The 24,348-nt window shown below is 40.2% G+C and carries 15 protein-coding genes; 5 read left to right on the top strand and 10 right to left on the bottom strand.

Translation table 11 applies throughout. The annotated features are described in order from the left end of the window. Nucleotides 1–58 precede the first annotated feature (58 nt). Nucleotides 59–2,587 (top strand): TonB-dependent receptor domain-containing protein, encoded by a 2,529-nt coding sequence (locus BWD42_RS12405; protein ID WP_077436700.1) that lies wholly within the window; start codon nt 59–61, stop codon nt 2,585–2,587. A 92-nt stretch (nt 2,588–2,679) separates the two neighbouring features. Here BWD42_RS12405 and BWD42_RS12400 read toward each other — a convergent pair whose 3' ends face one another. From BWD42_RS12400 to BWD42_RS12390, 3 genes are all read right to left on the bottom strand, one after another. Further along, the gene (locus BWD42_RS12400; protein ID WP_077436699.1) at nt 2,680–3,390 is read right to left on the bottom strand and encodes an HAD hydrolase-like protein; all 711 of its coding nucleotides are present in this window, start codon (nt 3,388–3,390) and stop codon (nt 2,680–2,682) included. 100 nt (nt 3,391–3,490) lie between these two features. Continuing rightward, complete coding sequence (locus tag BWD42_RS12395; protein WP_077436698.1) at nt 3,491–3,940, bottom strand: hypothetical protein; 450 nt, start codon at nt 3,938–3,940, stop codon at nt 3,491–3,493. Between the two features lie 54 nt (nt 3,941–3,994). Continuing rightward, entirely contained in the window at nt 3,995–4,561 is a 567-nt protein-coding gene (locus BWD42_RS12390) for a Crp/Fnr family transcriptional regulator (RefSeq protein WP_077437004.1), read from the bottom strand. Between the two features lie 230 nt (nt 4,562–4,791). Here BWD42_RS12390 and BWD42_RS12385 point away from each other — a divergent pair, with 230 nt between their 5' ends. Beyond that, nucleotides 4,792–5,622, top strand: a complete 831-nt coding sequence (locus BWD42_RS12385) for a helix-turn-helix domain-containing protein (protein WP_077436697.1) — start codon at nt 4,792–4,794, stop codon at nt 5,620–5,622. A gap of 88 nt (nt 5,623–5,710) precedes the next feature. Here BWD42_RS12385 and BWD42_RS12380 read toward each other — a convergent pair whose 3' ends face one another. From BWD42_RS12380 to BWD42_RS12370, 3 genes are all read right to left on the bottom strand, one after another. Continuing rightward, nucleotides 5,711–7,297: a glycoside hydrolase family 16 protein gene (locus tag BWD42_RS12380; protein WP_217700068.1), complete on the bottom strand. Its 1,587-nt coding sequence runs from the start codon at nt 7,295–7,297 to the stop codon at nt 5,711–5,713. 185 nt (nt 7,298–7,482) lie between these two features. Beyond that, a complete protein-coding gene (locus BWD42_RS12375; RefSeq protein WP_217700067.1) occupies nt 7,483–8,685 on the bottom strand; it encodes a transglutaminase-like domain-containing protein in 1,203 nt (400 codons plus the stop codon). 254 nt (nt 8,686–8,939) lie between these two features. After that, nucleotides 8,940–9,938 (bottom strand): hypothetical protein, encoded by a 999-nt coding sequence (locus tag BWD42_RS12370; RefSeq protein WP_077436695.1) that lies wholly within the window; start codon nt 9,936–9,938, stop codon nt 8,940–8,942. A gap of 578 nt (nt 9,939–10,516) precedes the next feature. Here BWD42_RS12370 and BWD42_RS12365 point away from each other — a divergent pair. Continuing rightward, on the top strand, nt 10,517–13,054 hold the full coding sequence (locus BWD42_RS12365; RefSeq protein ID WP_077436694.1) for a TonB-dependent siderophore receptor: 2,538 nt from the start codon (nt 10,517–10,519) through the stop codon (nt 13,052–13,054). 98 nt (nt 13,055–13,152) lie between these two features. On the opposite strand, the gene BWD42_RS12360 is transcribed toward BWD42_RS12365, so the two are convergent. Then, nucleotides 13,153–13,341, bottom strand: a complete 189-nt coding sequence (locus tag BWD42_RS12360; protein ID WP_077436693.1) for a hypothetical protein — start codon at nt 13,339–13,341, stop codon at nt 13,153–13,155. Between the two features lie 339 nt (nt 13,342–13,680). Here BWD42_RS12360 and BWD42_RS12355 point away from each other — a divergent pair, with 339 nt between their 5' ends. Continuing rightward, the gene (locus BWD42_RS12355) at nt 13,681–14,421 is read left to right on the top strand and encodes a hypothetical protein (RefSeq protein ID WP_139351137.1); all 741 of its coding nucleotides are present in this window, start codon (nt 13,681–13,683) and stop codon (nt 14,419–14,421) included. Between the two features lie 164 nt (nt 14,422–14,585). Then, entirely contained in the window at nt 14,586–16,361 is a 1,776-nt protein-coding gene (locus tag BWD42_RS12350; protein WP_139351136.1) for a family 43 glycosylhydrolase, read from the top strand. A 420-nt stretch (nt 16,362–16,781) separates the two neighbouring features. Here BWD42_RS12350 and galB read toward each other — a convergent pair whose 3' ends face one another. The 3 genes from galB to BWD42_RS12335 form a co-directional block, all read right to left on the bottom strand. Beyond that, on the bottom strand, nt 16,782–19,298 hold the full coding sequence (gene galB, locus BWD42_RS12345; protein WP_077436691.1) for a beta-galactosidase GalB: 2,517 nt from the start codon (nt 19,296–19,298) through the stop codon (nt 16,782–16,784). A 65-nt stretch (nt 19,299–19,363) separates the two neighbouring features. Continuing rightward, on the bottom strand, nt 19,364–21,595 hold the full coding sequence (locus BWD42_RS12340) for a glycoside hydrolase family 3 C-terminal domain-containing protein (RefSeq protein WP_077436690.1): 2,232 nt from the start codon (nt 21,593–21,595) through the stop codon (nt 19,364–19,366). A gap of 73 nt (nt 21,596–21,668) precedes the next feature. Then, nucleotides 21,669–23,960, bottom strand: coding sequence for a glycosyl hydrolase family 95 catalytic domain-containing protein (locus tag BWD42_RS12335; RefSeq protein ID WP_139351135.1), 2,292 nt, complete (start codon nt 23,958–23,960; stop codon nt 21,669–21,671). Nucleotides 23,961–24,348 lie beyond the last annotated feature (388 nt).

Raw genomic sequence — 24,348 nt, 5'->3', positions numbered from 1 at the left:
AATTTGCTTGGGGTCAATTTGTCCAACACCAGCTATTGATCCGCATAGCAAAGAAAAAATGAAAAAAATTATATCAGCACTCTTATTGGCAACCGCTGTTGCCTCATTACATGCCCAAACAGCTCCCGGTGGCCGTCCCGGCAGTTTCTCCGTTGCAGAAGGTAAACTCTCAGGTCAACTGATAGACCTTCAGGGCAAACCAATCGCACAGGCTTCTGTCAATCTGCTACGGGTAATCCCGGAACAATCTACGGGCAAAGAGCGGGAAATCTTATTCAAAAGCACGAGTTCACTTGAAAATGGAAAATTTAGTTTTACCGCACTTTCCCCCAAAGACAAATGGAAATTAAAAATAAGCTCAGTAGGTTACACCCCTAAAGATATTGTGGTCGAGTATGGATCTGATAGCAAAGTGCTGGATAAGAACCTTGGCACAATCACCTTGGAGAATGATAATCGAAAGCTAGACGAAGTCACGGTCACTGGTCGTAAAGCTTTACTTGAAATGGATATCGACAAAAAAGTCTACAATGTAGAAAAGAATATTGTAGCAGCAGGTGGTACTGCTATCGATGTCATGCGCAATATGCCTTCTGTACAAGTTGATATAGATGGGAATGTCAAGCTCCGGAATGCCGCACCGACTATTTTTGTCGATGGCAAACCGACCACACTAACGCCAGACCAAATACCTACTGACGTGATCGAAAAGATCGAAATTATCACCAACCCTTCCGCTAAATACGATGCCTCGGGGAGTATGGCCGGAATTTTAAACATTATCCTGAAAAAGAATAAAAAAACAGGTTACAATGGTATGCTTACCCTTGGAGCGGATCGTTTTGGCGGAACCAATTTTATGGGAAGTCTAAATTTGCGTCAAAACAAATTCAACATATCCCTAACGGGAATGAATATGCGCATGCGGACGAATACCGAAGGTGATAGCTATCGGGAAAGCACAATTGATGGCGTTAAATCTACCGTTAATCAGGATATCGAAGGTAAAACAAAAGGAATGATCAGCTTCGGTAGGCTCGGGGTAGACTATGACCTTAGTCCCCGTACAACTGTGTCTGTTGCTGGTGTCCTAGTTCAGGGCAAATTTCGCCCCAATGAAAACACCATGATAAAGACGGAATCACAAGGCAATAGCAATAGAATTTCAGAATCCGAACGTAGTTTCAAACCTAGAGGTTTACAGGCGGGCCTTGTTCAGAAATTCAAAACCGAAGGTGAAGAGTTGACCGTAGACTTTAATTATTTCGGTGGAACAAACAAATCTAACGGAACCTACACGACTAATTATTTAGAAGATAATAATGGAATCATTGGTTCTCAGATCCAAAAGAACGTTGGATCTGGCGACAATAAATTTATGACCGTACAGGCTGATTATGTTAAACCATTCAAAAATGGGATGAAACTTGAGACGGGAGTTCGTGCACAGATCAACAAGCTCAAAAATCTGAATAGCAACACGCTTAAAGCCCGCGATGAAGATGAGTATAAAGATATCAGTGCTGCGTCAGCCAATTACGATAATAAAAATACGGTCTATGCCGCTTATGCCTCAATTGGTGGCGACCTCAAGGACTGGGTATCTTATAAAGTCGGTTTACGTGTAGAAAATTCCACCTATGACGGTGAGCTAATCAATACAAAGCAAAAATTTCATAATAAATACCCACTTAGTCTCTTTCCATCCCTATTCCTGAGTAAGAAACTGACGGAGAAAGATCAGCTACAGATGAGTGTAACACGTCGTGTCAATCGTCCTAACTTCTTTCAGCTAATTCCATTTGTTGATTATACTGACAGCTTAAATATTACACGTGGTAATCCTGACCTCGTTCCAGAGTTTACAACCTCGGGCGAATTGTCTTATAGCCGGACACAGGGCAAAGGCACCTTCTTAGCCTCAGTCTATTACAAAAAAACCACTAATCTGATCACCCGGTACCTGACACAGGAACTCAATCCCATTACAGATAAAATGGATTTCATCAACACCTATATTAATGCAAATTCTAGCAGGAACTATGGGGCTGAGTTTACCTATACCAATAATTTAAAAACATGGTGGGATCTGACAGCAGATCTCAATTTCTACAATTCAAAAATTGAAATCGACGACAAGACAGCAACAGAAGGTATGTGGACCGTATTTGGGAAATTGAATAATACGTTCAATCTCAAAAAGAACTGGAACCTCCAACTCGCTTTTGAATACCAAGGAAAAACAAATATGCCGGTCACACAAAATCAAACCTTTGGTCCACCGATGAATCAGGCCCAAAGTTCCTCTCAGGGGTACATTAAGCCTTTTTATGGAATCGATTTTGCCATCAAGAAAAGTTTCTTGAAAAACCAGGCCGCTTCCGTGACATTGGCAGTAAACGATATCTTTAGAACCCGTGGAAATACCATAATCTCTTCGGGCGATGGTTTCTACCAAGAGTATTACCGTCTCTCCAATCCGCAGCTTGTCAAATTGAACCTATCTTATCGTTTTGGCAAAATGGATATGAATATGTTCAAGAAAAATAAAAACCAGAATTCCATGGAAGGTATACAAATGCAATAGATGATCAAATTTGGATCGATCTATTGAAGCAGAAAGAGACCGGTTATCCGGTCTCTTTCTGCTTTATTTCATTTTATCCTTTCTTCATTTCCTTAAACCACCTGACTTGAGATATTGTATTTTTCTATAATGGGTACAATTTCCAATAGATCATCTATGATGTAATCCGGATTAGCTGACTTTAGCTGATCGGCATGATGGGCTCCTGTCGTAATACCGATACTTAAAGCACAACCAGCATTCTGGCCTTCCTTTATATCAATAATCGAGTCTCCTATTTTCACCACACCTGGGGAGTCTGCCATTGCAAAATTTGCTCTTGCAAGATCAATCATATCCGGATATGGTCTATTTTTAGGCACATCGGATGCCGTAATCAATGCATCAATATCTCGTCCGACAACCCAATTAAGCTTTTTCAAAAGGGATTCCGCTGTTTTGCGATCATATCCCGTGTTTAATACCCGAAGTATATTCATTTCCTTCAAAATCGCAAAAAGTTCATTGGCATTTGAATTCGGATAAATGTCTGCTACCTCATAGGCGTTTTCAAGTGCTTGCAAAAATGATTGGAACATCTGCTCCGCCAATCGGTCGTCAACAATATTGAGGCAATTTTTTAGAACGGTTTTAATGGCCTGTAATTTCTCTTTACCTGCCCCATGCTCCAACACTTCAGTCAATGTAAGTTGATAGCCACCGACCTTATTTATCGCCTGCTGAAGGGTTTTATAAACTATATTATCCTCATTTACAGTAGTACCTGCCATATCAAATACCACCATCTTAATCGCTTCTCTCATTATTCACCTTTAAATGTTTAGCAAAAATAAAACATTGTTAAATAAAACTAAACATTCTAATATTAATTTATTGCTATCTTTAGGTTAAGAGTAGCGTAAATTAACGTAAAACAAAATAACAAGTCCAGCCGATCAATAGCAATTGAAAAGGAATCCTAAACCATAGATAAGCCGGACCTCTCCCATCAAAAGTTGCAGTTTCATAGTTCAGGTGCCTCATAGTCGCATATATATTTGTCGGTAGTATCAATATAAAAAAGACAATTAAAAGCATCCCCGTAAGACGACTTAAAGATGGTATAAATAAACCGAAAGCTGCCATGACCTCCAATAATCCGGTCGCATAGATTAATTCCTTCTTTAACGGGATGAAATCAGGGAGCATCAACACCATACCCTTTGTGTAGATGAGGTGTCCAAGGGAAGTAAACAGCAATGTTATGGCAAGGGCTATTTTTCCAGCCAAATGGTAATCCATATCGCCCTTAGACTGTCGTATAGCGAAATTGCTGATGAGAAATACTGTAAGTAAAACAAAAAGTGGTTTCATAATCTTTTTTATTTAAAGTTATGAGCCTTTCTATTCCCTATCAATGAACAATTGTTAAGAAATTTCCTTCCTGATTCTACTCAGCGATTGTGGTCTGATTCCAATATATGAGGCGAGGTATTTTAATGGAATATTTTTAATCAGTTCAGGCTGCTCCCGCATTAGATTGAGATATCTTGTTTTAGCGGAATCCTCCAATAAGGTAAATTCGCGTTTCATTTTTTTCAAAAAGATATCTTCGATTGCCTTCCGCCCGATAAAATTTCCCACCTGTGTCGTTTTATATACCGTATCCAGGTCATCAAATGAAATCCGCCATAAAACACAATCTGTAATCGCTTCAAGATTATAAGACGACGCCGTTTGGGTAAGGAATGAATCATAGGCACTCACAAAAGAGTTCTCAAAAGCGAAGCCAAAGGTAAAATCGTAATCCAATTTGGGAATATTGAACCGCACAATACCACGTTCAATAAAAGACAGATAACGCTCTGTTTTACCCATTTCTAAAATTAATGAACGTTTTGGAAAAGCGACTTTGGTAAGTTTTGAAGAAAAAATATCCCAGTCCTTCTCCTCCATCGCAATAAGCGAAGCGAAGTACGTCTTGATTTTATCCATGCTGTTCATATTTCAAAAAAAGACAAAAATTTCCGACGAGGCAAGAAAAACAACTTAGAAATAGCCGTTCAAATTACAACTCATCAAATCAGGAATTCAAACTTTGATAATAATCAACTTTTTTATAGTACTAAAGTTAGAAAAAATAGTACAAAAGATGTTTTCTCATTTTTGTTATTCAACTTTTTCATATACTTGAACAACACATAACCATATTTAACCTCAAAAAAATGTTTGATAAAGATATCACCAGAAAAATTGGAGGTCCACGAAAGGATAACGAAACCTGCTATACTGAATGGGAGGGTTTATGCCATAGTACGAAAAAGCTCCAGAGCAATGACTTTATTATCACGCTGTCCAAATCAAAAGGCGGTGTTCACTGGATTGATTCGAATGAATATTTCATGCGGGGACATCAACTACATCTAGTTTTTCCGGGACAGCAAAGTCATTTCAGCATTTTGGACTATACCGTTATCTATCAACTAAGAATTTCCAAAATAAATTTTGACAAGATTTGTTCCGCCTTGCGTTTTAGACAACATTTTTACAGAAAACACCCCATACAAGACCTGACACCGACGGAATTTGAAATATTTCGTTATGAGCTATCAACTATTGGGAATGAATTAGGGATGGATCGACCGCTACTTGAAATTATTTGCTCAAGAGCAAGAATTATTTTACAGGAAATCAGTAGGATTTTAGAAAAACGTATTGAGGATATGAGCGTATTTAGAGTACTATCTGTTTTAGCTGATTTTTTGCGACTGGTAGAACTCAATTACAATCAGGAGCATACTGTTACTTACTATGCAAAAAAATTAAATGTATCTTCAGATTATCTCGCTATTCTGACGCGATACCATTTAAATATAACGCCAAAACAAATAATCAGAGATCACATATTGGTAGAATCCATGCGCCTACTGGCTGTTGTTCCCATGACAATCAAACAAGCCACCTACCAACTTGGATTTCAAGATCAGGTCGCCTTTACTCATTTCTTTAAAAGCTTGACAGGCATGTCTCCGGGTCAGTTTCAAAAGAGGCAATAACATTTTAACAAAAAAAGGCCCCTGTAGCGATTTCTATTCATCTACAGGAGCCTTTCGTTACTACCCAGTATATAAGCCACTGTCGCTCCTATTTTCTCTTTAAGGTAATATTGTCTAAATATGTCATCTCTTTACCTATGTTTGTAAAGGCGATTCGCAGTATTTTTTTATTCGGTTTGATTTCCTGACCGGTCACAAAGCTTATTTCGTGCTTTTTACCCTGCTTACCTAAATACTGGCTCTCTCGCTTTAGAGTTGACAGTTTCCCAGTCACTACTGTCACATCGTCCACTGCTACCGCTATACGATCACCTTTCCCCCAATAGGAAAGGTTAAATTGTTGCTGTGGATCTAGATAAACATATTGTTCTATCTTTTTTCCCGGAGCGAGCACGAGCGCCTTACTTCCCTTTTCACCTAAGCTGTCTCCAATCGTCCCTTCACCTTCCCAGGGTATAATACCAGATTTTCCTTCAAAATCCGGGTTCGGAAGTTCATTCCCTTCTCGCAAAGGCCAGTTATAGGCACGAATATAATCGACCTCCATATTCACTCCACCTTCCGATCCATATGCACCCAAAAACACATTCATAAAGTGATTGGGTGAGTAAATCTGGTTTTTATTGTTGTATTCTTTAATTAAATCACCATTGATATAATGCTTAATACTCGTTGGAGTCCACAGCACCCCATGGGTCACCCACTGACCGACATGTTCATAGCCCTCAGCAATATGAGTGGCCAGATTCCGTTGAAATACACCTTTCGCATCAACATGACCATGAATGACAAATTGTGCCGTGATATATTCAAACACATCTATTTCAAACAGTTGCCCTTTTGGACGTATTCCTTTTATTCCATCCACCTCAGTCCCTTCCTGCAGATAGTAACGAATATCAGGTCCTGGCGAGTCAAACCAAAATGCAGTATTTGTTCCTTTCGGATTGCCCTGACGATTGCGTCGCACTTTTACCTCAAAATAACCACCTTTACTATTGTCCAACAGATTTTCATTCGTTTTCCAATCATAAGTCTGAATAGACGAAATCTTTTGATTTCCACCTTCCGTAAAAATTCGCTTTGGAATGGTATCGTTTACGTAAAGATTAATTGCAGATCCATTGAGCGTATAGGCAGGTTGAGGTAATTTATCCTGCAACATCTCCTGCTTTGATTTATCATTTAAATAGTTAAGCGATGAAAAGTAATTGGTAGTCCATTTATTCCTGTTCAGCAACTGGTCATTAAACTCATCCTGCCAAAAAATTTCCATGCCAGGAGGAACAACGCCTGAACTTGGATTTCTTTTTACTTCTTGGAGTTCAGCCTCATCTAATACCCAGCTTTTGGAGGTATATGACTTTCCTTGAGCCAAAGGCTTCCCTGCTGCAGATTCTACCCAAACATAATAGGTTGTCTCAGGATCCACATGCTGTATATAATAACGCTCAACAACGTCGCTTACGACCTCATTGGCTACTGCAGGCTTTTTATTAGTTTTTGACCAAAAAATCCTCGCTCCCGCAAGACCCTTGTCTCCATCTTTCATATCAACCCGGATCCAACTTCTTGTACCCAACAATTGTAGGGATACATCAGATTTGGTCGTTTGTGCCGGCAATAATAGAACAGACAGCATTTGAGCCGCCGCAATTGATATATATCTTTTCACAGTTTATCTTATTTAATTACTCATTTACTATAGTATACGATAATAATGAGAATTATTAGCATTGACAACTCTGATCAAAACGCAACCGTTTGTTCAATTTATCACTCCATACATGTTTGCCCTTGTTTCAAAAGTAGGTTTGATTTTCATGCTTTTCGCCTTTATTGGGTCGCAACAGTATACTTTTATTCAAGGAAAATAGTTACTGTTGTAGGCTCATTGTCTACTTTCACCTGCTTTTCCACCGTTCCTTGTTTATTATTATATTTAAGCGTATATATTTTGTTTTTTTCCACTGCAAACTGCAACCTGTCGTTTGCATCTTGTCTTGCATCTTTGGTTGAACCTCCCCCTACTTGATCCTTTCCTTGAAAAATATCGACATTACACTTTTTCCTATCTTCCGGTGTCGTTTTGTCCTTACTCTCATAAGCTATAACATAAATTGCCGTATGCTTATTATCTATGTTGATTTGTTGTTGTTGCTCCTTATACAAAGCTTTATAAGTAGGTGTTACATTTACTCCATTCACATATTTCAATTTTGTATCCCAAGCTAATGGAAAGTACGTTTCTGCCGCTTTGAAAGAAGAGGCATAAATAGCATGCTCGCGGTTACTTGCATCCGCTTTACCAGCATCTGCCAAGAACCAAGAACGATTCAACTCTTTATCGGGGTAATATTCTGTAAAATACCATTTCCCATCTATCCAGACCTCACACCAGTTGTGGTTTCCACGATTGTCAAACCAATTTAGAGTTCCAGCCACCCGGGAAGGGATACCGACCGCGCGAAACGCGTCAGTCAACAGAATTGACAGGCCGCTACAGGAAGCCATTCCTTGGTCAATGGATTCGGAAGGAGATTGATCGGGTCGTTTTCTTTGCGTATTATAATCCACCCTGACTTCGTCCCGAATATTTTTATTAACAGCGGCAATAGCCTCACGGAGCGTCTTACAAGACTCCACATACTTCGAAAACCTATTAAAGAGTTCTTCACGCCATTCATCCCGGTTTTCGTTAAGTACAGCATACGGTAATACCTCATTTAAAAAAATCGAATCCGGCAGTTGTTTTGTCCAGGGGAACTTCTCCTTTGCCCGATAAGCGAATTCGATATTACGCAATAAGAAATCACTACTCAAGGATTCCAAATCGCGTTGTGGCATATAGGAAATTAAGAAGACTGCACCTTCCTTCATATTTTCGGGCACGTCTTTGAGCACTTTTTCCAAGGAAGCCCTATTTTTCCCCGCTTTGGAAAGGGCTATTTCAAGAGGTTTGTCATCCTGTTTAGCATAGTCACGCGTATCTGCAGGCTGGGCTAGACATAAGTTAAACAGCGATACCGATAAGGCAAAAAATAAAGCGCGTAGTTTCATCATGATTCAAAAAAATAAAGCTACTAATTTTTACGGAGCTATAGTAATTCACAAACGTTTTAAAAATGGAGCGAAATCTAAGTACGTTGTTGTCAACATCATAGGGAGGTAGTTCAGTATAACCAAGGAACGAAGACAGCAAAGCGGTCCAATAAATTATAAAAAAAACGATTCAGAAAAACAAGTAGAAGTACTCCAAATCAAAAGGATAACATTATGGGAAACTGGGCAAAATAAAATTTTTGGACTTCGCTTTACTAATTGCCTTTTTCCTCACGAACAAGAAAATCATAGGAATACCAAAATTTCAAAAGTGAAAAATCCGTTAAACTTCTGAGCGAATAGCTAATTGGGAAATCAAATGAATTACTTTGTTTTTCAAACTCTTTTTTAAATTCTGCTATCAGATTCGTTATTCCTTGCAGCCCACTTTCGCGTCTGATAAAACTTTCCCTTTTACCACCACGGAGGTAGATAAGCAGATCCGAGGCGCTCAAGATAGATTCTTCTTTTTCAGTCAATGGTTTACCGTCCAACAATTTATCGATCGCATTCTTGAAATCGATCCGAGGATAATCGCTTTCTCCCATCATAATCAAATGTGTACCGTAATTCACGATATTGGTATAATAGGGTTTAAACCCAGTTTGTTTTAGCTGCGCCAAATCTTTGCCATCAAAGGCAGAAGAAAACTCATTGAATTGTGCAGTTAATGAAAATGCTATATCTTCACTACGCATCAAACAGCTATATGTCCTTTTGATTGTTGTTGAATCATGATGTTCAACAAGCTTTAAAACACTATCTACGTCCGAGCTATTATTGAGATGATAACGGATAGATTCATAATCAAAGAAATCAGTTATGGAAAAACCTGACATCGTGCGTTCAGTACTTTTATTTTTACGGGCATACGAACGAATACCGTCAAAACTTGGAAGGATCTTCGTATTTGATACTGTGGAAGTAGTCGGTACAATTGTAATTTTAAACGGTCTATAATGCTTACGTAACGACATTAGTTGCACGGTAGGTAAAGTATCTTTTAATCCCCATACTGTCCCTAGATAAAAACTTTTGTCTATAGTTTGATCCACATAGATCTGATTGACCGAAAAACCTACGGAACGACCAATAAATTGAAACTTCTTCGCTGCTGCAGTACCATCCATCTCCAAAGCATCTGGATCAGCTTCTTCCTTGTCACAACTGGACAATAAGAGTAGACCGAGCAATAGTGCAAAAAGATATTTCATAATTCAAAAATTACCCGTTCCCCAAAAGTTGATATCTCCAAGTTAATGGTGGAAGGCTAAAGGCTTTTGGTTCTATATCAAAGATAAAGAAAAATACTTTTCCAACCTATATAAAATTCAGAATAACAACGCAATAAAATAAGATGATCATTATTGGAGCATCGGGGCAGTACTGGTACTGCGTGCTCGGTAATAAAAAGGTTGATTTGCTTATTAATTGATAAAAAGCAAAAGCCGTTGGAATGGGGAATTCCTAACGGCTTTCTTCTAACCTAATGAAAAACAGCTATAGCCTGATGGGTACATGTGTTGATCTCCTAATTCCAAATATATTAAGTCAATTTCTTCAGTATATCATCCATTTACAATCCGTACTTATAATTTACGATTCGTGAAGATATATAAAGCTGTAAAGGACCTAACGATACGCCCAAAATAACGTCATCTTGCAGTGACCTTAGTTCAACAAGGATTATATAAAAATTAAGGTGTTATTTTTTATTTTAAATGAGTCTAAATAACTGAAAATAATTGTATGTTTGCAGCGACAAATAATTTAGACTAATTCAATATTAACAATGAAAAGATCTTTTCTGGGACTTATTTTAAGTCTGGGATTGGTGGGAGCTACACATTTAGATGTTTCAGCTCAAAACAATGGGGTATATGGTCGTGTCAAAACCAAAGATGGCGCTGCAATCGAGTCAGCTACAGTAACGATTCCTACACTAGGTAGATCTACGTCAACTTCCCACGATGGCAGTTTTCATTTCTCCAATCTTCCCGATGGGACCTATACCATTCGAATCAAAAGCATAGGCAACGCTGTTGAAGAACAAACAATAACTGTTAAAGATGGTAAAGCGCAAACAGTTATCGTAGCGATGAATATTTCAGAGTCGCAATTGGAGCAGGTTGAAGTATTTGGGTATAATTCCCATAATAATAAAACAGTCAATGTTGGCAAAGCTGGCATTATAGATAAAGACTTGCCACAAAGCGTACAAATTATTAATAAACAGATTATCACAGATCAACAAGTCAACAGATTGAGCGATGCACTCAAAAATGCGAACGGTGTGGCGATGGGCGCAAATCGTGGTGGTGTAAATGAAAACTTCTATGCGAGAGGTTACAGCTTGGGGGCAAACAATATTTTTAAGAATGGTGCACGCACAAACAATGGCGGTTCTATAGAAGCAAGTACCTTGGAATCCGTTGAAATTCTTAAAGGAAGTGCTGCTTTACTATATGGTGGTGTATCCGGCGGTGCGGTAGTTAATCTGGTTACTAAAAAGCCAAAGTTCTACTACGGTGGAGAAGCTTCAATGCGTGTAGGCAGCTATGACTTCTACAAACCTACAGTCGATGTTTATGGACCGATTTCAAATAAAGTTGCATTTCGCATGATAGGCACTTATGAAAAAGCTGGAAGCTTTAGAGATCAGGTAAAGTCAAAACGAACCTATGTAAACCCATCGGTATTGTACAAAATTTCTGAGCAAACAGATCTAAACTTCACATTTGATTACCTGAAAAGTGATTTTACGCCAGACTTTGGAATAGGCACCGTAGATGGCAAATTAAATCAATCTGTCGGAAGAAATACATTCTTAAATGTACCTTGGGCTTATAATAATACAAATACTTCAAATGGGCAGGTCAATTTCAACCATAGATTTAACGAATCCTGGAATTTAAATGCGATCGCAAGTTATCAAACCTATGATCGTGACTATTACGGATCCGATCGGATCCAGGCTGACAAAAATGGTATTGCGCCAAGAAATTTGACAAGATCCAAATCAAACGAATTTACGGCCAACCAGCAGTTAAATCTAACAGGCACCGTAAAAACCGGTGCTATTAAACACAAGATTCTAGTCGGTGCCGATGCTGACCAATCACATGCAAATGCGTACGCATTTTTTATGGAAGGGATCAATTATTACGATAACAAAAATGTCTTAAAGGCGAATGCCTATGATTCGATTTACGTTTTCAATCCGGGCCAAACAGCACAGCATATGCCAACGGGCAAGGGATTGAGAACTGATATCCCTGAAGCTAATTTGTTGACAAAAACCACGACAGATATTTATCGGTACGGCGTGTTTTTGCAGGATTTAATTGAACTGAATGAGAAGTTTAAAGTTTTGGCCGGAATACGCTATTCGTACCAACGTACACCTAATTCAGAGCGGTTGACTTACGCGGAAAATAAAACCGAAGAAGTTATTACAAAAGATGGTCAAGGGAATCCAATGGCAGCCAAAGTTGATAAAGCATGGTCACCGAAATTCGGCTTGATTTATCAACCGATACCTTCATCCAGCATATACATAACTTATGCGAATAATTTTACCTCAAACGCCGGTTACGATAGCAACTATCAACCTTTGGCGCCGTCCATCATCGATCAATATGAAGCCGGTATAAAGAATGATTTTTTCAATGGTCGTCTATCAGCAAATCTTGCCTGGTATAGAATCAATAACAATAAATTCGCTCAGCAGCTGCTATTGAAACCCGACGGCAGCGAAAACGGTGATGCCAACATGAAGGAGTTCTCCGGAAAAACAGCTTCTGATGGTGTCGAAGCTGAGCTAACAGGAACTTTATTACCTGGCCTGAATGTGACAGCTGGTTATTCGTATAACTATATGCGCTATACACATACAAATCCCATTTCAAGCTATACAACAACAACTGGAAATGAAACAAAAGTTGTTGAAATTTCAGGAAATGAGGAAAACGTACGCTTGGTGGGAACCACTGCACATACCGCAAATGGAACAGTATTTTATACCTTTCAACATGGAACTGTCAAAGGATTAAAACTAGGCTTCTCTTCTTTTTACACAGGCAGACGTAACGCAGGATGGAACAATAGCAAAATTAATGTTCGAGACGGTGTAAATCGTCTGATTTCCGTCAGTCCATTTACCACAATTGACTTTTCGGCTGGATACAGCTATAAAAATTGGAGCATACTTGGAAAATTGTCCAATATCAACAATGCATTTAATTACTATATCCATGAAAACTATAGTGTAAACCCTATCCCACCCCGCAGTTTTATGGCAACGCTTTCGTATAAATTCGAAAAAAGATAAGGTGAATTGTCCTATTTACACCAAAAAAGGGAGCTTTTGGATAAGAAAGCTCCCTTTTTCGCTCCTTCTAAAACGGTCTAATTTACATCTATTTTGTATTACGCTTCATTTTTTCTATTTTTCGTCAGATCCCCCGATAGTAAAGCGGTAATAGTTGCTGCAATTAATGCCGAAATCCCCATATTCATCGTGCTAATTAACAGGTTATCAGCAAGGGAATGCTTGATGCTATAATAAGTAATCACGTAAGTAAGCAGATAAGTGATAAATGTTTTAATAATTTCCATAAATTAATACGTGGGATACAGCTAAAATAATTTCTATATACAAATATAAAGTACCGCTTATAGCTGTCTTTCTACCTCTTACAATTCGTCACAACTGATTTATGATTCGTTGTTCTATCAGTATTTATTGCATATAATTTTAACCATTCGAGTAAATAATATAAAATATAATACCTATTTTCAACTTAAATTAGAAACAAAACGATGACGTCATTCAAACAATATTCTCTTTTGTTACTGCTGCTAGCATTTGGTATGACAGCACTTTCTCAGAGCCGTTAGAGACAGGCCTATTTGTTGGCTGGCCAGAGAAAAAGGCAGGGAAATAAATTAATGAAAATGATAAGAAAAAAGTTACTTCTGCTTGCGCTGATATCATTGACAACTTTCTGCTATTGTCAACGACAGCTTGAAGATGGGGGATTAGATGTGGAAAAGGTAAATTTTAATAGCTTTAACACAAAAAGTTTTTATGGAACTGCCTTAAAAGCCGAATGGTCGGATTATCATAAAAAGAGAAATGCCGGTGTAAAACCGATTTATTTTTTTAGGGCGGAAACGGATACCATAGACCGGACAGGACAAAACTTTAACATTGACACGGCATTTGCTATTCAATATCGGCAAACTGGTGTTGGAAGAAATGAGTGGGAAAAGGATTATACTGTGGGTTTTTTCCGAAATTTAAAGTTCAAGGAAATAAATGCCATTACAGACCTCGACAATAAGCTGCTGCTTTTGTCCGGGACAACAGACAGGATAGAACCCGAAAAATTGAACAGCTTTATCGTCGAATTAAATAAAGCATTTGGAAACGCATATTTAACAGATTTGTCAAAGGGCCTTTCTTCCTATCAACTACGAAAATGGGAACTTGGAGATCGCATCATCGTATTGGCCTCTGCTGGTGTAATAGATTACAAAGGGCTTGTCTTAACAGAGAAAGAGAAGGCATTTATAAAAAGTATCGAAAATGACAACTTACTATCCGCTACCCTTTTCAGCTGTAGAAAAGATGTCTACGATACTTTCAAACAGATGAGTATGCGTACTGGATTTATGACTTCCTTTGAAAAATGAAGAAGATTAGCAAATACGTCTTTTATATTTTCGTTTGATCGTTTTGATAAAAAGACTTTAGGGATAAAATACCAAAGATAGCCATCTTAAGAGATGGCTATCTTTGGTATTGGGAGATTTAGGGAAAGCCCCCTTTCAATCGACTTTATTAGAAAAGGAAAATTATGCGAAAGCCAGAATATCTTCCCATGCAATATCTAATTGCATCTCAGAATAAAAATAAGTTCAACAAGATTATCAGATCAGTACTTCTCCTTCTATTCTTTTGGTCTGGGCTTATCTACGGGCAACAATCCTCAAAAATCACCATCAATCCCCTAGCGCTCGAGTACCGTTTCATGCCAGAAAGTCCAAGCCGACGTGAAGCAGCAGACCCTGTCGTCCAACTCTATAAAGGTCAATACTATCTATTTGCTTCCAAATCTGGTGGATATTGGCGCTCTTCAGACCTAAAAGACTGGATTTACATTTCATGTAAAACTATCAAAAGCATAGAAGCTTATGCACCAACGGTACTGAGTTATGATGGTGCGCTTTACTTTCTTGCGTCAGGAGGAAAACCTCAGATCTATAAAACAGTCAATCCGGATGAGGATCAATGGGAACCTGTACCCACCAAATTTACCATAGGAATGACTGACCCCGCCTTTTTCATGGATGACAACCAAAAAGTCTATCTATACTGGGGATGTTCCAACGTAGATCCCATTATGGGTGTGGAGGTCGATCCAAAAGATGGGTTCAAACCCATTGGTGAGCCAAAAGTATTGATCCAACATCATGAAAAACAATATGGATGGGAAGTACAGGGGGAGCATAACGAACTAGGGACTCCAGGCTGGAATGAAGGTCCCTCTGTAATTAAATACAAAGGCATATACTATCTCCAATATGCATCTCCTGGGACTCAATTCAGGAGTTATGCCGATGGTGTCTATACATCGACATCACCCTTAGGACCTTTTCGCTACGAAACGAATAGTCCCTTCTCCTATAAACCGGGGGGATTTATTGCTGGAGCAGGTCACGGTCATACATTTCAAGACAAACTTGGCAATTTTTGGCACGTTGCAACCATGAAAATTTCGGTACGGGACTGGTTCGAACGGCGTATCGGTCTTTTTCCGGCATTTTTTGACAAGGAAGGTAAACTTTACGCACAAACAGTATATACTGATCTCCCCTTTCAGATTCCCAATACTAAAGTTAATCTCGAAAAGAAGGACCTTTCTCTTCCGTATAACCTGTTATCTCGCAATAAGCCCATTATCGTATCCAGTGCATTAAGTAAATTTCCACAAGGCAATGCGAATGATGAGCGTGTAGAGAGTTGGTGGTCAGCAAGATCAGGAGCCATCGGTGAGTACCTTCAAATCGACCTCGAGAAGAAAATGGCCATCAACGCCCTTCAGGTTAATTTTGCCGATCAGGACTTCGAACTTAAAGCTCCACAATCTTATAGTTATCAATATTTGATCGAATACTCCCTAGATGGAAAAAAATGGTCTCCCCTCATTGACCAGCGAAAAAACACACAAGATCACCCACATGAATTGTTCTGCTTGGATCACAAAATTCTTGCACGTTACGTACGTATCACCAATAAGAAAAAGATCCCCGGAAAATTTTCACTCTATGATTTCCGCATTTTTGGCAATGGCCTTGGACAAAAACCAACAGCGATCAATGGCTTAGAAGGACAACGGGATACAAAGGATCCTCGTCGGATAACCTTACAATGGCAAGCAAGCCCAAATGCTAAAGGCTATATCCTACGTTGGGGCGTTACTGCCGAAAAATTATATAATGCCACCGTGATCTACGACAACAGATTTGAAGGACGTATTTTCAATAGCGCTCAGGACTACTATTTTTCAGTCGAGGCTTTCAATGAAAATGGGCATTCAAAGCAGAGTAAAAAATTGCTCCATATTGAATAACATATAGACCAAAATATCCCATTAAGTAGACGTCAAAAGAAATCCGAGAAGATAGGTGCTGGAATCTTTTCAATCATGCACAGGTACACAACAAGCAGCAAATAAGGCTGGGGGCAAAACAGGGAGTCTTCTCACCAGCATGACGAGAAGACTCCTTAAAAATTAAAATCTCGATCCGAGACCTTTACCAGACGGCTTACTTAATCACAAGCCAAGTTTGACTCTTCACCGGTATATGACCTCAAAATTGCTTCTGATGTGGCATTTAATGCTACTGTCCTACTATTTTGATCCTGTTCCAGCACTTCCACATTTCCTTTCGGGCTGCTATAGTATAAGTTGGGCTTGATTTTTCACTTTATCTGTCCTACCATCGGCTAGGCACAGGAAATAGATCTTCTTTTTAAGTATTTTGTCTTTTTATTTTGACAATACATTTACGGACGCGACTTTCAACCCCTTGCTTGATGCCTTGATCCGGATTGCACCCTGCTCTCCTTTTTTTGCCTTTACGATGACCAATGCCATTCCATTATATGCTTTACGCGAATGACTTTGGAACGAAGTAAAATCAATCGCATTCCCATTATCGGTAGAAACAATTTCACCCGCACCTTCGACCGAAAAATCAATCAACGCGTCCGATTGAGGCACTAAGGTTCCTTTTTTATCAGTCACTTTTACCGAGACAAAAACTAGCTCCGACCGTCCGCCATCGATTGTAGCACGATCCGCTTCCATCTGGAGCTTTTCGGCCTTTCCAGCGGTTTGAATTTCTGCTTTGGACCATTCCTTGCCGTCCTTATAAGCAATTACCTTTACCGTTCCCGGTTCGTAGCGCACACTATCCCATTGCAATCGAAAATCCTGTCCCGCAACCTTCTTCTTACGTCCTTGACTTTTTCCATTGACGAACAGTTCTGCTTCCGTACCCGAAGTATACACATGCACCGGTGTAATCTCCCCTTTTCTGCTTGCCCAGGTCCAATGTGGCAGGATATGCGTCACTGGCAATTCAGGTCGCCAATGGGATTGATATAGGTAGAACCGATCTTTTGGAAAACCGGCAAGGTCGATAATACCAAAATAGCTGCTTCTTGAAGGCGGATTCTTCTTCTTCAATTCTTCCAATGCAGCTTCCAGTTCAGCACGTTTTGCGGGATCCGTTCTAAAATTCAACAAATTGGTCTCCGCTGAATTATACGGTGTCGGTTCGCCCAGATAATCAAAACCTGTCCAAACGTATTCTCCCAGCAGATTTGGATATTGAGCCAATATCCGAAACTGTACATCCGGTGAGCAGCCCCATCCCGGAGCAGCACGATCGTAAGAGGTGACCTGCCAGCCATCGTAATCGGTTCCAAAAAAATATTCTCCACGGGAAGAAACACAGGAAGAAGTTTCGCTACCAATCGTCGGCATGTTCCGATAACGCGCATCTTTATCCCAACGACCTTGTTGACTGAAGAAATAATTTACACCCATGATATCCAAAGCAGTTGCAGCCCCCGATTCGCGGCCGCCATCCGGGTCATTATAACCATTGGAAACTGGTCGTGTTGGATCTGCCCGGCGAATAATATCGGCCAGATGCCGAGTCATGTTGACATCCTGTTGTTCAAGCACCTCATTACCAATGGACCAAATGAATACCGACGGATGATTTCGGTCGCGATGCACCATAGCCAATAGATCGCGCTCATGCCACTCATCGTATAATTTATTGTAATCTTTTGCGCGCTTACCTGTTTGCCAAGCGTCAAAAGCCTCGTCCCAAATCAAAATCCCCATTTTATCAGCCAATTCCAATAGTTCCGGTGCTGGTGGATTATGTGATGTACGCAGGGAATTCATCCCCATGGTCTGTAACATTTTGAGCTGACGTTCCAAGGCTGTTTTATTAAAAGCAGCCCCTAATGATCCTAAATCATGATGGTTACATACCCCCTTTATGTCTACACGACGGCCGTTTAACTTGAAGCCCTCGTTCGCTGTAAACTCGATTGTACGAACACCGAAAGGACTATAATAAGTATCGCTAAGTTGACCGTCAACGATGACTTCAATTTTTTCTACATAACGGTTGGGCGATAGAATATCCCAGTGCTTCGGTTGATTGATACGCGTTTCAAGATTGAGTTTGCCACTTGCATTGGCGTGCAGATCAACAAATCCACGGGCAGTAGCCACCTGTTTTCCAGGCTTATCTTGCGCATCCACCTCGAAATAAGTAGCTTTAACCTCAGCGTGTACCGGAAGAAAACGGAAGTTATCCAATGTTACTTCATTCTTAATCGTTGCGTATTGGTCGTTGATCACCGGAGTTGTAATCGAGGTTCCCCAATGTGCGACATGTACTGCAGAAGTACGAACCATCCATACATGACGATAAATTCCGGCTCCGCTATACCATCTTGATTCCCAATTTTCCGTATCCAAACGTACCGCCAAAACATTCTCAGCATCTTTTTTTAGATGGGGCGTCAAGTCCATACGAAAGGAACTATACCCATATGGCCAAGTGCCCACATAGCGGCCATTTAACCAAATTTTGGCATTCGCCATGGCGCCATCAAAATCCAGATAAACCCGTTCTCCGGCTTGAAGATTTTCCAGTTTAAAATGCTTTCTATACCAACCTATCCCTTTATAGGGCAGCTTTCCAGATTCACTGGCCAATTCAATACGGAATGGTCCCTCAATAGCCCAATCATGCGGCAGATCTAATTTACGCCAGGAATCATCAGTAAACTCGGTCTTATACACGTCATTCGGTTCAGCCAATTGATTACCGTCCGCTTGCAAACCAAAGCGGAAAAACTTCCAATCCCGATCAAAAAGTTCAACACGCGCATTTCCCATGCGTGTAATTTCCTGCTGTTGTCCAAATAAAGAGAGGGATAACATGGCTAGGATCATTCCAAAAAGTACTTTCATTTAGTATTGTTTATTCGTTGATTAAATAAAGTTATGAATCTATACAAGCCTTTTTCTATTTTGTCTTAATAAGGTCGATACGCTGTTCCATGCATTGTAATTTCACGCTCGACACCCACAGATTTCCCTGGCTGACCACCACCAACATATATTTTGACAGTCCCACCTTTTTGTATCAGCTCCCCCTTTTCACTCACTAGGGCAAGATCTTCAGGTGTCAGTGTAAAAGTTATCTTTTGAGAACGTCCTTTTTTAAAAAATACACGCTGAAAACCTTTTAATGCACTATTAGGCACCTTATAGTTTCCTTCTTTTGGATGAACAACATACAATTGAACGACCTCATCACCATCACGCTCGCCGCTATTTGTCACCTGTACCGTGACCTCAAAGTCAGTGCCTGTTTCGACGGTCGTAGGTGCCTGCAATTGTTTATATTCAAAATTTGTATAGCTTAGTCCATAACCAAATGGATAACGTACCTCACCCGTAAAATAACGATAAGTCCGGTTTGCCATGGAGTAATCCTCAAAATCGGGTAAGTCTGCATCCCGTTTATACGTTGTCAACGGCATACGTCCTGCAGGATTATAGCGACCAAATAGCACATCTGTAATAGCATCTCCAGCCGCCTGTCCGCCATACCATGCCTGTAATAGGGCATCTACATGCTGGGATTCCCAGTCGAAACTCATCACCGACCCCGACATATTGATCAAAACAAGTGGTTTCCCTACTTTTTTCAACTCTTTCAGCAATGCGGTCTGTACTTCCGGAGAGGCCATCGTCGAACGGTCGCCATTGACAAACGCACCATAACCTGCCGCTCCGGCATCGCCCGCTTCACCTTCGTAGTCTGCCGTTATCCCACCAACGAAAACAATAACATCTGCTACCGCAGCCTTTTTAACAATTTCTTCAAATGAAGGGCCGCCATCAATTTTTTTCATGATTTCTGTTCCCGGAAGATAGTCTATCGCGATTTGCTTTCCATAACGCTTTTGCAGACTACTCAGCGGTGTGACAATTTCTGAGGGCGTACCAAAATAATTTGCTAACTGCGCATGTCCATTATTGGCATTGGGGCCGATCAACGCAATTCTTTTTATTTTATTGGGATCCAGGGGCAGAATGGCATGCTCATTTTTCAACAGCACCATAGATTCCTGCGCCATTTTATAAGCATGGGCCTTATGCGATTTACTTTCGATCACTTCGCGACCTATCTTTGCATAAGGTACCAGTTCTTGTGGATCGAACATGCCCAATTGAAACCAGATTTGCAAAAGTCGGGCTAGCGAAACATCTATTTCCTTTTCGGATAATGTCCCTTGTTTTACCCCCTGTTCCAGCAATTGATAGAGATTACCACATTCCAGATCTGTTCCGGCCAAAACTGCCGCACCGACGGCCGCTGTATTATCCGGATGTGTATTATGTCCGCTAGCAAAATCATTGATACCCCCGCAGTCCGAAGTTACATAGCCTTTAAACCCCCATTGCTGCCTCAAAATATTATTAAGTAGCACATTATTCCCACAACATGGCATCCCTTCCAAACGGTTGTAGGCACACATGATCCCATGCACTTTAGCCTTGGTTACCAATTGCCGAAATGCAGGGAGATAGGTATCCCAAAGGTCATAAGCTGATACTTCCGCGTTAAAAGAATGTCGATTATGCTCGGGACCACTGTGCACAGCGTAGTGCTTGGCTGCTGCTACTGCTTTCAAATACTGCGGATCACCACCTTCTAGTCCGCGTACGATAGCTGTTCCAATCTGACCTGTCAAATAAGGGTCTTCACCATAAGTCTCCTGCCCCCTTCCCCAACGTGGATCGCGAAAGATATTGACATTCGGAGTCCAATAGGTCAGGCCCCGGTAACGTTTACCTGTTTTTCCAGCTTTGAGATCTTCATTGAATAATGCGCGACCTTCTGTTGCCGTGAAGTCCCCCATCTGTCTGACCGCAGCCGTATTAAAAGTAGCCGCCATTCCTATTGCCTGTGGATATACCGTGACTTTTTCTTCTGTCCTTGCAACACCATGCAGCGCTTCATTCCACCAATCGTATGCCGGAATGCCCAATCGTGGAATGCCCTTAAACTCGTGCTTCATCATCTGCACTTTCTCCGATAAGGTCAATCGCGCAATCAAATCTTGAATACGTTCTTCCCGGCTTCTTTTCACATCGCGAAAAGCGTAATCTTTATTTTGAGCTGTCCCCTGTTTTCCTCCACAAACAAACAGCAGAAGAAGAACATTCAGCCTCAAAAAACATCGGTTAACTTTCATTTCTATATTTATTTTTATCAGGTATATTTTCTATATCCAAACTTCATCTTGGCCAATAGCCTGTTATAATCTTTTAAACGCCAGCAACCAAGTAAACACGGTCGCCCTTTGTTGTCTTGATATGCAGACGATTTCCCTGCATTGTTTCCTTCATTTTACCATTCTTACGACAAGATACCTTTTGTCCAGGCCAAGGATTATCCAAGATCAAATTGCGGCCCTGTTCGCTTAAAATTTCAACATAAGCAACAGCTCCATTTTCAAGTTTTGAGGAGACTAAAAAAGCACCATCTACACGCAGATTGGCGAATTGTGCAGCTTGCTGTTTGTTCCATACCGGAAATAATTTTATCACCTGATGATGGACACCACACAGCATCTGGTTGATGGTTGTCGGTACAGTACTACAATTTTCTATACCATGTGGGTTATTCAGTTGAAATCCATTCGGGTAAGTATGCCGACTATATTGGTTCAAATGATACAAAATACTATCTACGTTATAACCTACGCGAACCGCTGCCGGGAAAAAACTATTGGTACCATTATTATCAGTCCAGCGCCCCATTTGACTGATCGTATTACGCGCAATGTCAATCCAATATTGGTCACTGCCGAGGTCAAGCTGCATCGCCGGAAAGATATGTTGTATACCCAGTGAATTATCGTTCCACCAAGCAGGCCCCTTTTCAGTATAACGGAAGACTGGTTGACCATCTCTTTCCTGAACCGGAAAAGTGGCAAGATTCTCCTTTACCTGTATCCAATTCGCCGCCAACTGACGGTCCAAATCCAAATAGTCACTCAAATCGGCAGCCAGCTGCAGTGTCTGCCTTACCAGTCCAAGACTTAGAATTGGATTACTATCCCCAACAGTACCTTCATGAATTGCATCGTTAAAAATCACATAACGCCCTTTTGCGTCTTTCTTTACATAATTGCTCCAAAACACAGCTGCGCCGCGCACATAAGGGTATATTTTTTGTGCATAATTGCGATCATAAGTCGTGTAAAACGCCGTTGCCATATTGGTTACACCATAAGACACATTACTTTTTTGACCAAAGAACAAACCTTTATGCTCCACCTGTCCTCCTTGGATATAACCACCAAATGCACTTTCCATGATGGCATTTTGACGGGTTGTTTCCATTCCTTTCGGACCTATTCCCACTGGATACAGCAATCCATCCGAAATCCCAGTTATTTCTTTTGAATAGAACTTTCCGCGTTCCATGAAATCGAGCAAAGGTTGCTCATACGAACCTGCTGCACCAAGATGATTGGAAGAGTAAAGTCCATAGTAAGGTGCCATATAGTTATAATTCAAATGATAATCACCATTCCAATTGGGAATCTCCTGGGTAATCCATGTTCCAAAAATGGGTGGGGCAAATTGCGGATCGCGGCTACAGGATCCCATCACATAGTGAGACAGGTAATATTGTTTTTCGATCACTTTATCAGGAATTTCAATATAAGACTCGGCCCAAAAATCTGCCCACCATTTTTTATGTTCGCGTTCGAGCAGTTTTACATTTTTTAGATCTAAACTAGCTATGGTCTTAAGCACCTTTTCTACACAATCTTTATTTTTGAAATTGGAAGATAAAGCACATACATAGGTTAGCGATTCGCCTGCATCTAAGTTGAAAGCAGGTTGCTGCTGTGTGATTATTTTTCCAGCGGCAGCAGCCTTTGTCGGAATATCTACCAACTCCTCAAAGCCCCTACTGATCAATATTGTTCCATTTCCTCTCGTCTCCTGCTGAGTGACAGCTGGAAACAGTGATTCAGCTGGTGGATTATTTTTAAATTGTTCATCGGCTGGGAGAAGCAGATTTATCTGCCCACTGATTTGTTGCTTCCCTTTGTTTTGAAATTGTAAAATCAAGCAGTCATCTTTCTCGGAAACAAATGATCGGATCTCCAGCGCCTTATCTCCCGTCTGAAAGGTTGAGGTTGCAACTGCTGTATAGAGATCTAAATCAACCTTGTAACTAGCCGTCTTTAACATTGGAATGGCGACTTCCACCTTACCCAATACAGCAGGATAAGATTCATTAAATCCAGATTTTAAACGCCAAAAATCATTTCTTGCCAGGTAGTAGGTCTGCCTATCGGAAGTACCACCAATGGCAACTCCTGTACTGCCGTTCCCCAACAAAGGGGCATCCACAGCTACTTGGGATGGTATCCGTACCGCTGGTCGATCGAATTTAGCAACATATTGCGACACAATAGCTTTACTTTTTTGCAATAATACTTGTTGTACGGCGTTTTGCTGAGCCTGACCTGGTAAATAAGAACTAAAACCAAGGAAACAGGTAAAAAAAACTAGCTTAAGATTTGGCGATTTCATCATGATGCTTTTATTAAAAGACGACTCACTACCACCGTTCCCTAGAACAATTGTAAGAAAATGATTCGGCCAGCTTTTTAGAAGAAATAAAAGTAATTCGGCTTAATCTACTACTGCACAACAGTTATTTTTTTGTTACATAAACGCAGTTCCTCCCTATTTCTCTTTTTAATTTTTAGTGGCAGCAAATTGAAATCAAAGAATAACTAAATTCGTTTTCTTGACATTACTTATTCAGTGCTCGTTCAGTGCTTGTTCAGTGATGACTCAGTAACAACTGAATAACTAGTGACTGATTACTGTCTAATAATTGATTGAATATTGTAATTAGATCAAAATTGGTATTAGGATGTTTCCCTTTTAATGTTTATCTTGATTATTTGTTATCTTC

This window comes from Sphingobacterium sp. CZ-UAM (genome assembly GCF_002000245.1).
GTDB lineage: Bacteria > Bacteroidota > Bacteroidia > Sphingobacteriales > Sphingobacteriaceae > Sphingobacterium.
The sequence above is the reverse complement of the archived record's forward strand: the minus strand, read 5'-3'. Positions and strand labels throughout refer to the sequence as shown.